The 9,094-nt window shown below is 68.4% G+C and carries 9 protein-coding genes and 3 pseudogenes; 6 read left to right on the top strand and 6 right to left on the bottom strand.

Annotation, left to right across the window (positions count from 1 at the left end; all coding sequences use genetic code 11):
• Positions 1-186 precede the first annotated feature (186 nt).
• A pseudogene (locus BBK14_RS34695) lies at positions 187-456 on the top strand (SpoIIE family protein phosphatase); the annotation flags it as partial.
• A gap of 167 nt (positions 457-623) precedes the next feature.
• On the opposite strand, the gene BBK14_RS05405 reads toward BBK14_RS34695, so the two are convergent.
• The 5 genes from BBK14_RS05405 to BBK14_RS05425 all read right to left on the bottom strand — a co-directional run bounded on the left by BBK14_RS05405 (position 624) and on the right by BBK14_RS05425 (position 4,868).
• The gene (locus BBK14_RS05405; RefSeq protein ID WP_071060094.1) at positions 624-1,124 is read right to left on the bottom strand and encodes a hemerythrin domain-containing protein; all 501 of its coding nucleotides are present in this window, start codon (positions 1,122-1,124) and stop codon (positions 624-626) included.
• Positions 1,125-1,211: 87 nt separating this feature from the next.
• On the bottom strand, positions 1,212-1,676 hold the full coding sequence (locus BBK14_RS05410) for a hypothetical protein (protein WP_071060095.1): 465 nt from the start codon (positions 1,674-1,676) through the stop codon (positions 1,212-1,214).
• A gap of 103 nt (positions 1,677-1,779) precedes the next feature.
• Complete coding sequence (locus tag BBK14_RS05415; protein ID WP_241831167.1) at positions 1,780-2,646, bottom strand: SDR family oxidoreductase; 867 nt, start codon at positions 2,644-2,646, stop codon at positions 1,780-1,782.
• 290 nt (positions 2,647-2,936) lie between these two features.
• On the bottom strand, positions 2,937-3,635 hold the full coding sequence (locus BBK14_RS05420) for a ferritin-like domain-containing protein (protein WP_071060097.1): 699 nt from the start codon (positions 3,633-3,635) through the stop codon (positions 2,937-2,939).
• A gap of 33 nt (positions 3,636-3,668) precedes the next feature.
• Complete coding sequence (locus BBK14_RS05425; RefSeq protein WP_241831169.1) at positions 3,669-4,868, bottom strand: hypothetical protein; 1,200 nt, start codon at positions 4,866-4,868, stop codon at positions 3,669-3,671.
• A gap of 700 nt (positions 4,869-5,568) precedes the next feature.
• On the opposite strand from BBK14_RS05425, the gene BBK14_RS05430 reads away from it, so the two are divergent.
• The 5 genes and pseudogenes from BBK14_RS05430 to BBK14_RS39605 all read left to right on the top strand — a co-directional run.
• Entirely contained in the window at positions 5,569-6,243 is a 675-nt protein-coding gene (locus tag BBK14_RS05430) for a hypothetical protein (protein WP_071060099.1), read from the top strand.
• A gap of 3 nt (positions 6,244-6,246) precedes the next feature.
• Positions 6,247-6,699 (top strand): phage holin family protein, encoded by a 453-nt coding sequence (locus BBK14_RS05435; protein WP_071060100.1) that lies wholly within the window; start codon positions 6,247-6,249, stop codon positions 6,697-6,699.
• Positions 6,675-7,346, top strand: a complete 672-nt coding sequence (locus BBK14_RS05440) for a DUF3618 domain-containing protein (protein WP_071060101.1) — start codon at positions 6,675-6,677, stop codon at positions 7,344-7,346. Before BBK14_RS05435 ends, BBK14_RS05440 begins: the two co-directional genes overlap by 25 nt.
• A gap of 150 nt (positions 7,347-7,496) precedes the next feature.
• Positions 7,497-8,270: pseudogene (locus BBK14_RS05445) on the top strand (IS701 family transposase); the annotation flags it as partial.
• 171 nt (positions 8,271-8,441) lie between these two features.
• Positions 8,442-8,791: pseudogene (locus BBK14_RS39605) on the top strand (integrase core domain-containing protein); the annotation flags it as partial.
• 9 nt (positions 8,792-8,800) lie between these two features.
• Here the strand turns inward: BBK14_RS39605 and BBK14_RS05455 are convergent.
• Positions 8,801-9,094, bottom strand: a 294-nt coding sequence (locus BBK14_RS05455; RefSeq protein ID WP_241831173.1) for an IS110 family transposase, incomplete at its 5' end; no start/stop codon positions are given.

Here is a 9,094-nt window from a genome sequence, read left to right on the forward strand (position 1 = left end):
CCGCCTACACCGCGCACCCCGAACGGTTCGTCCACCGGCCACCGACCCCACCGAAGCTCCCCACACCGGCGTGGATCAACCGACCCCAGCAGGACGGTGACGAGCCAGACCAGTCGGACCAGGCCGGGTAACTAAATCTGCGAGCAACTCGCCTCAAACAGCTTGACGGATTCCGCCAGCGGCGCGTTGCGCGCTGTCAACGCAGGCCACATCCCCTTCTACCTCCTGCGAGATGACACGGTCGAACAGATCGGCTGGCCGCCGGAGCCCGCCTTCGGAATGTTCCCGGAAACCGCCTACACCGTCCGTCACCTACAACTGCGCGCAGGAGACCGCCTCCTTCTCGTCACCGACGGAATGGTCGACCGCAACGCCGCCCGGATCGACCTACCCGAACAACTGGCGGCGAACAGCCACCTGCACCCCCGGGAGCTCGTCCAGCACCTGGCCAGACTCGTCCTCGACGCCTGCGGCGGCGACCTCCAGGACGACGCGACGGTCATGTGCCTGGACTGGCACCCAGCGCAGTGGACGACAGCGCCGGGTCTCCAGCGGAGCCGACCTCGACCGCGCCTCCGGCCGCGAGCGGTGACGACACCATCAGCCGCGTTGGAACGGCGTGGCTACTTGATGACGGCGTCAACAGTCTTCTTGAGGGCGCTCGGCTGGGCCGGGCTGTGCGGAGCCTTCCCCTTCGCCTCCAGCAACCGTTCCCCGATCTCGGACAACTGCTTGCGGCCGAGACCCTCACGAACCCGGGGAAACCACTGGTGCTCTTCCTCGTCGATGTGGCGCGTCACGTTCTCGATCAGAACTGCCGTCTTGGCGCTGAAACGCTCCGCCTCCGGCGACAGCGCGGCCAGCTCCGCGACAAGAAGGTCCGCGACATGATGCTCCTCGTACGATTCGAGGATGTCGTCCTCCAGTGCCGGCAGCAGACCGCGCACCTCCGGATACATGACCTCGTTCTCGATGTAGGTATGCACCGTGAGCAGTTCGATGAGCTTATCGGCAAGCCTGCCCTTCGTGGCGTGGGCGTTCTTCCCCGCCTCCTGGAAACGCTTGAATGCGGCCTTGATCGCCTTGTGATCTTCCTTCAGGAGCACGATGGCGTCCGTCGACATTTCAGGTCCTCCGAATCTTGACGAGGTGAGCTCCGCGCAGCCGCTCCCCCGTCCCCGGGCGGGCGCGGAAACCTTTGATCAGCTCCTTCAGGGGGCGCGTGGCGGCTTGTCCCGTTCGTTGTCGAGCCGGCCGGGGCGGTTCTGTTCCATGACCTCGTTCGCGAAACTGGTGTTCGTGGAGAGGTGCTCGTCGGGTGCGCTGGCGGCGTCCTCGGTCGCGAGCAGGCCCGGCTGCTCGCCGAACCGCAGCGCCGACACCGGGTCGCTGGTGTTGACCGCAGCCACGGCCAGTTCCTCCGGCGAGACCGCGGTCGGGTTCACTCCCACCGCCCTGGCGGGAGCGTCTCCGGGGTCAGCGGGGGCGCCCGGGGCCGGGGCGTTCGCTCCCGTGAGGAACGATTCGCCGTCTGACACCCGCCCGGGGCCACGCCGGTCAGCGAGCCGCCTGCCGGCGAGCCCCAGCCCCACCCCCGCGCCGATCAGAAACGCCGACCGGCGGACGCGGCCCTTCCGACGACCCGAGTCGGGCCTGTTCCGGATCTGCGTCCTCATCAGAATCTCCTCGTCATGGGATGGGCGCCGTCAGGCGGGTGAGATGTCGCCGCGGTACAGGGACGCCGCGACGGCTGAGAGTGGTCGCGGCGGACGAGGGGCGTCATCCCGGCTTGGCCTCGCCGCCGACCGGAGTCAGGACCTGCCCGCTGTAGTAGCTCGACAGTTGCTCAGAGGCCAGGAAGACGTAGCTGGGCGCGATCTCGTCGGGTTGCGCGGGGCGGCCGAGTGGCGCCTGGGCGCCGAAGCTCGCGGCCTTCTCCGGCGGCATCGTCGCGGGAATCAGCGGCGTCCACACCGGGCCAGGGGCGACCGCGTTCACCCGGATACGCCGGTCGATGAGCGCCTGCGCGGTCGCGTAGGTGAAGGCGAGCACCGCGCCCTTGGTCGCCGAATAGGCCAGCAGCGAGCCATTACCGCGCAGGCCGTTCACCGACGCGGTGTTGATGACGGCCGCGCCGTCGGGAAGATGGGCGAGGGCAGCCTTGGTCACCCAGAAGAAGCTGTGGATGTTGACGGCGAAGGTGTAGGCCCACTCCTCACTGGTGATCTCCGTGAGGTCGTCGGTGCTGCGCTGGACCGCCGCGTTGTTGACGACGGTGTCGAGCCGGCCGAACTCGTCCACCGTGCGGCGGACCAGCTCCACGCAGTGTGCCTCGGTGCCGACGTCGCCGGGCAGCAGCAGGGCACGCCGGCCGGCCTGCTCGACCAGTTTCGCGGTGTGTTCGGCGTCGGCGTGCTCGGAAAGGTAGGAGATCGCGACATCGGCGCCTTCCTTGGCGAAGGCGACCGCGACCGCCCGGCCGATTCCGGAATCACCACCCGTGATCAGCACGGCCCGGTCGAGAAGCAGGTTCCGCCCCACATAGGCCGACATTTCGTCTTCGGGTGGCGGGATCATCGCTGCTGTCTCACCCGGCCAGGTCTGCTCCTGCTCCGGGCGCTGCTGCTCGTTACCCAAGGACGCCACTGCACCTCCTACATCGGGGCCCTGGCGGAACCAGACCTGACCGAGGTCTGTTCAGAAGCCGGAGCGGTAAACGTGGCCGGGTGCCCGGTCTCATCCTCCTGGATGTGACCGTTGCGTCAGGGACAGATCCAGACGTCCCGCCAGGCCGCGGGATCGCGGGCGACGCTCGACTTCTTCATCGGCACCGCCGCATAGGAGCCGCACCAGTCCGCCGTGCGGCATCGGCCTGGCCGCTTCGCCGGCGCCCGGAACCCGGTTTTCCAGCCGTGCCCGGGGGCCGGCGGCTCGCGTCAGCCCGGGGTGACCACGTTGCGTACCGCGTCGACGGCCTTCTCCGCGGCCTGGCCGATCTTGTGGGTCGTGGGGTGTTTCGCTTGGGCGACCGCCATCTTGCGGAGCATGTCGGTCGCCCAGTCCGCGTGGCCCGCCGCCGCCTGCGAGAGGGTGCCAGCGGCGCTGGTCAGGGTTTCCCTGGCGGCGCCGTCGTCGGCCTCCTCGGCGAAGGCCGACAGCAGCGCGACGTTCGCCACGCACTGGTTCGCCCCTGCCAGGAAAGCCTGCAAACCCGCCTGCTCGAAGGTCATAGGGTCGGCGGAACCGGACAGCAAAAGTGCCTCCACGACCTTGTTGTCCAGACCCTCCGTGGCCCGGCCGGCCGGGCTCGCGTACTGCGGATTGCCGCCGAGCCCGCGGATCAGCCGCTCCCAGGTGTCGACGGCCTGCAGCGTCTCGCCTTCCAGCTCGCCGTAGCGGGAGCGCAGCGTCGGGTTGTCGGTGCGCGCGTGCAGGGTCCGCAGCAGGTTGAGGCCCATCCGCTCGTGAGCGACGAAGGCCGAGAGCTGGTCGGCGAGGAACGGCCCGCCCAGCCCGCTCCCGGCGCCGAAGTCGTGGAACTGCTGGTCTTGGACCAGCCGGTCCGGCGCAACCGTGACCATCGGCCCCGCCTTGATAACCGCCCCGGTCTCGGGGCGCACCGCGGTGGTCACCATGTCATCTCTCCTCCGGTTTCCGGGTCATGAGTGTCAGCGCCGGCCGGCGAGGGCGTCCTCGCGCAGGCGCTCGACGGGGTGACGGCCCTCGGTCTCGAGGCGGTACTCGGTGCCGAAGCGCTCGCGGTGGGCGTCGATGACCCGCTCGCTCGGGTTCCCGCCCGCGTTGACCTTCCGCAGGTTGTCCTGGAACCGGTCGTGCGCATCCATGACATAGCCGGTGCCGAGGCTGGTCAGGTCGAGCTGGGTGGCGAGCACCTCGCGGACGTACTGCTTGTTCGGCTCCAGCAGGACCGGCTCCGGCAGCCCTGCGGGCAGCACCTCAGCCGCCTCCCGACCGTCGTAGCGCTTCATCAGGTCGGCCGCCACCCGCAGCTGCTCGATCTCCATCGCCAGGTGCAGCTCCCAAACTCGCCGAATCCGCGGATCGGTCTCCTGACCGGCGAACGAGTGGTACATGTAGCACTCGTTGTACTCGTGCAGCACGAGCTGTTCGAACCAGCTCTCGCCCGGGTCGAGCATCGACTCGTACTGGGTGACGTGCTCCTCCTCCACCATCGCGATCTCCGCGTACAGCGAGCGGGCGAGCGGCTCCATGTACCGGTTCCCGATGGTCATGTAGAAGTTCATCGTCTGCTGCTCGGCCGCGGTGATCGTAAGGGCGTGCAACCGGCTGAGCGGATCAGCCGTGTGCTTGTCGTAGTGCCGGCGGATGTTGTCGACCGGGTGCCGGTGCTCAACCTGTGTGGGCCGCCCCGGCATCACCTCGGTGAGCTGGTGGACGACCTGCTCGGCCGTCTTCCCCTCCAGCAGCTCGTAGAGGTTCGCGTACCGGTAGAGATGGTCGAAGTCCTCCAGCAGGCCGAAGTCGTAGGTCTGCCGCAGGTACGGATCCGGCTCGCTGCGCGCCAGCCAGGCGGTGAGATCAACCGCCACCTGCTCGTAACCAAGGGTGACCTCCAGCGTCGACTCCTCCGCCGGGGTCAGCCAGTTCACGACCTTCTGCTGCTGCTGCTCGATCCGGCGGATCTCCGCCAGCGCCGCTTTCACCTCGGGGATGTCGAGGTGCCGGGCGAACTGATGACTGAACATCACCGCCTCGACCTCGATGGCGTTCATCGCGATCACCCGACACCGGGTGTACGGATCCACCGACATCTTGTCGTACGGCTCGACACTCAGCTCGGACCAGTTCCGCACCTGATCGTCGAGAGCGATACCCTTCTCTGTCAACGGATCAAAATTCACGTTGCCTCCGGAAAAAGCGTGGATGGGTGTTGGGCGGCCCCTACCCTGCGCCCGGACCGTAAACCTGGGAGACGTCGTGGCCTCGGTCCTCCCCGACCGAACGGGTTATTGCCACCCTCCGGAAATTGGGTGAAAAAGCTGGCCGAGCGGCCCCTGCCCGCCACGGCTCTTAAACATCGATCACGCATCGACAGGTAACTGTCACCGCCATCTGACGGTTTCGGTACGGGCCGAGACGATGACAGATCTCGTCGGACCAGGCCGGCGGCACTGGCCGGCCCGGGACCAGCGGGCCGGCCAGTGCCGCTCTGTAGCAGGATCTTCAGGAACGGCTGCATCCCAGGCGAAAAATCAACCCTGCTTGCGGCTACGCGCCGCGACCAGTCCGAAAAATACGAAAATTTTTTCATCAATCCGAAGAAGTATGCGCCCCTTGGAACAGTCTTCCCGATGCCGACTTTCCGCGGCGGAAGCAAAAAGGGTTTGGGTTCTCCTGCACGGGTAGGGCGGCGGCGACACACCGATCAGTGGAGGCGAAACAATCGTGACAACACGAGAGCCCGTTATGGGCGGCGTCGATCAGGCGGGAGATCCTTGGACGGCCGGACGGCCGGAACCCGGTTCGTCCCGGACGGGGAGCCGGGCGGCCGAGGTGGCCGGCGAAGCACAGGGGCAGAGCAGGCGCGTGGCGGACGAGACGGGGACCCAGGCCTCCAGAGTCGTCGACGAGACCCAGCGCCAGGTCCGGGATGTCGCTGATGAGGCGAAACGGCAGGCGCGGGATCTCGTGGGCGAGACCCGCGACCAGGTCACCCAGCAGGCGTCCGAGCAGCAGCAGCGCGTCGCGTCCAACGTGCGCGAGTTGGCCGACGGTCTGTCCCGTATGGCAGAGCAGGCCCCGGCCGAGGCCGGCCTGGCCGGCGACCTCGCCCGCATGGCCTCGGAGCGGCTGCGCGCGGTCGGTCAGCACCTGGAGAACCGGCAACCCGCCGACCTCCTGGAGGACGTGCGGTCGTTCGCGCGTGCGCATCCCGGTGTCTTCCTGGCCGGCGCCCTCGTCGGCGGGTTCGTGACCGGCCGACTGGTCAGGGGCGCGACGTCCCGGACGCCGGCCCGCCCTTCCGTGCAGCCGACCTCCCCGCCGGAGACGTTCTCGGCCGCGACCGCGCCGGAGGGCCGTTACTACTCCTCCGCGGCCGACCCCGCTGGTGACGCCGTCGCCGGAGACGAGCGGAACGGCCGCGTTCCCGGCTCCGCCGAGCCGCTGCCCGTGGCGACCGGGGCCGGGGTGGACGCCCCGCCCTCCGCGGTCTATACCCCGGACCGGGGAGCCCGGATCGGATCGGACACGGGGAGGTAGGCCATGTCCAACCCCTATCCGTCCGAGGCGACGCATTCGGGACAGGCCGTTCGGGGCTCCGGCGCCAGCGACACCGCGGTCCGTGAGGCCACGGCCGGTCAGCTGATGTCCGAGGTCACCAGCGATCTGTCCGAGCTGGTGCGCAAGGAGATCGAACTCGCCAGGGCCGAGATCCGTCAGGAGGGCCGGCGGGCGGGCCGCGGGGCCGGGATGCTCGGCGGCGGCGGGTTCGCCGTCTACATGACGCTGCTCTTCGCGTCCGTGGCGCTGATGTTCCTGCTCGACCGGGCGATCGCCATCGACTGGGCTGCCTTCATCATCGCGATGATCTATCTGGTTGTTGCTGTTCCTCTCGTCCTACGAGGCCGACGGGAATTGCGGAACGTATCGGGGGCGCCTCAGACCGTCGACACCCTCAAGGAGGACGCGCAATGGGCCGCGAACCGCACGAAGTAAGAGCTGACATCCAGGCGACCCGAGCTCGCCTGGGTACCGACGTCGACACCCTGTCCGCGAAGGTGTCCCCGTCAAAGGTCGCCGAACGGCGCGTCGACGACGCCCGCCGTGCCGTGACCAGCGTCCGGGAGAAGGTGATGGGCAGCGCCCATTCCGCCCGCGACCAGGTCAGCGACGCCGGCGACGGCCTGCAGAGCCGCGCCTCCGACGCTGCCGGTGCCGTACAGGACCACGCCTCCGACGCGGCCGACGCGGTGAAGGACGCCGCCGGTACCGCGAAGGACACGGTCGCCGCCACGCCGGACGCGGTCCGCAGCGGTACCGAAGGCAGTCCCCTGGCCGCCGGCCTGATCGCCTTCGGGGTCGGCGCCCTGATCAGCTCCCTGATCCCGGCTAGCCGCCCCGAGCAGCAGGCGGGCGCTCAGATGAAGGAACAGGCAGGTCGTCTCGTCGAACCTCTCAAGGACAGCGCCCAGAAGGCGTCGGATCAGCTGCGCCCCAAGGCACAGGAGGCCGCGGAGTCCCTGCGCGAAACCGCGCAGAGCGCCGCGAGCGACGTCCGCGAGGAAGCCAAGGACGCCACCGCCGAGGTCCGCGACACCACGACGGCTGCCGCCGGCAGCGTACGCCACACCGCAACCCGCTAATACTCCAGTTACAGTGATCGCCGCGTGGTCTCTCATCGCGGATACGGCGTGGCGTGTGGTGTGGGGCGGCCACCGCGTGATTCTCCGTAGTTTGTGAGAACACACGAAGATGCCGCGGTGGCCGCGGCACGTAGCGTATCCGGGGCGGACGTGGCGGTGTGGGAGGCGGGGCTGGAGGAGTTGTTCGGCCGGGTGGCAGACTGCTTCCGGTCCGATCAGCCCCGGGCGCAGGCCCGGGCCTATGTGGCCGGATTGTTGTCTCGGACGGAGCGGAAGAACGGGTGGACGCTCGCGGAGTTCAGTCGTGAGGCCGGGCCGCAGAAGATGCAGCGACTGTTGAACGAGTACGTATGGAACGCCGACGCGATGCGCGACATTGTTCAATCGTATGTGGTGGAGAACCTGGCCGAGCCAGACGGGGTCCTGGTCGTGGACGAGACCGGGTTCGTCAAGAAAGGAACCTCCTCGGCCGGGGTTCAACGTCAGTACAGTGGCACCGCGGGCCGGATCGAGAGCTGTCAAATCGGGGTGTTCGCCGCCTATGTCTCCGGGAAAGGACGGGCGTTCGTCGACCGGGAGCTTTACCTTCCCGCGAGCTGGACCGACGACCGGGCGCGGTGCACGGCGGCGGGCGTGCCGGCCAGGGTCGGGTTCGCGACCAAGCCGCTGCTGGCCCTGGACATGATCCGCCGGTTCTGGGTGACGCACCGGCAGCTGGGCTGGGTCGCCGGCGACGAGGTGTACGGCGGCGACCCCGAACTGCGCGACTGGCTGGAAGAACACCGGGTCGGCTATGTTCTGGCTGTCAAGAAGGACACCGAGGTGACCACGACCGTCGGCCGGCGCCGTGTCGACGTCCTCGCCTCGAAGGTCCCGGCGCGCGCCTGGGAGACATATTCCTGCGCCGATGGTTCGAAAGGACCCTGTGGGGTGCCAGAAGTCGGCTTGGGCCTGTGACCTGGGATGATGCGGCGGAGCGGGCTGCCGGCATGATGGTCAGCTATGTCCATCCGCCTGCTCTATATGATCTTCGTGCGGGTGTGCGGCTGGCTGCTCCTCTTCGGTCGTTCGTCGGCGTCGAAGGACATCGAGCGGGTCCGGGACCGGGCCGGACAGTTCACCGCGTCGTTCGACGCGGCCCTCGCCGACGCCGGCATCACCACCGTCACGATCCCACCCCGAACCCCACGGGCGAACGCCTACGCGGAACGGTTCGTCCGCACGGTCCGAACCGAGGTCACCGACCGGATACTGATCTTCGGCGAGCGGCACCTGCGCGCTGTCCTGGCCGAGTACGCACGGCACTACAACGGACGACGACCCCACCGCGGCCGCGACCTTCAACCACCACGGCCCGACCACCCCGTCACCGACCTGACCAAGGAACGATCAAGCGCCAGCCCGTCCTCGGCGGCCTGATCAACGAATACGAACGAGCCGCCTAAAACCCCAGCTCACCACCGGTGGCCGAGTTCTGACACCCCACAGGTCTTGGTCGGGCCCAGGACCGGGGTCGTGGGAGGCAGGATCGACACMGCTTCGATCGCGGCCCAGCGAATCAGGGAGGAGCCCTGTTTGGTGATGTGGCCACGGTGCACGGTGGTGTCGGACTCACGGTGTCGGGGGGTGAGACCAGCCCAGCTGGCAAGGTGGCCGGGCGTGGGGAAGCGGGTGATGTCCCCGATCTCGGCGAGGAACACCGCGGCCAAGGTCTTCCCGACCCCGGGCAGGGTGAGCAGCGCCTGATA

It is taken from the genome of Parafrankia soli (assembly GCF_001854695.1).
In the GTDB taxonomy this organism is placed as follows: Bacteria; Actinomycetota; Actinomycetes; order Frankiales; family Frankiaceae; genus Parafrankia; species Parafrankia soli.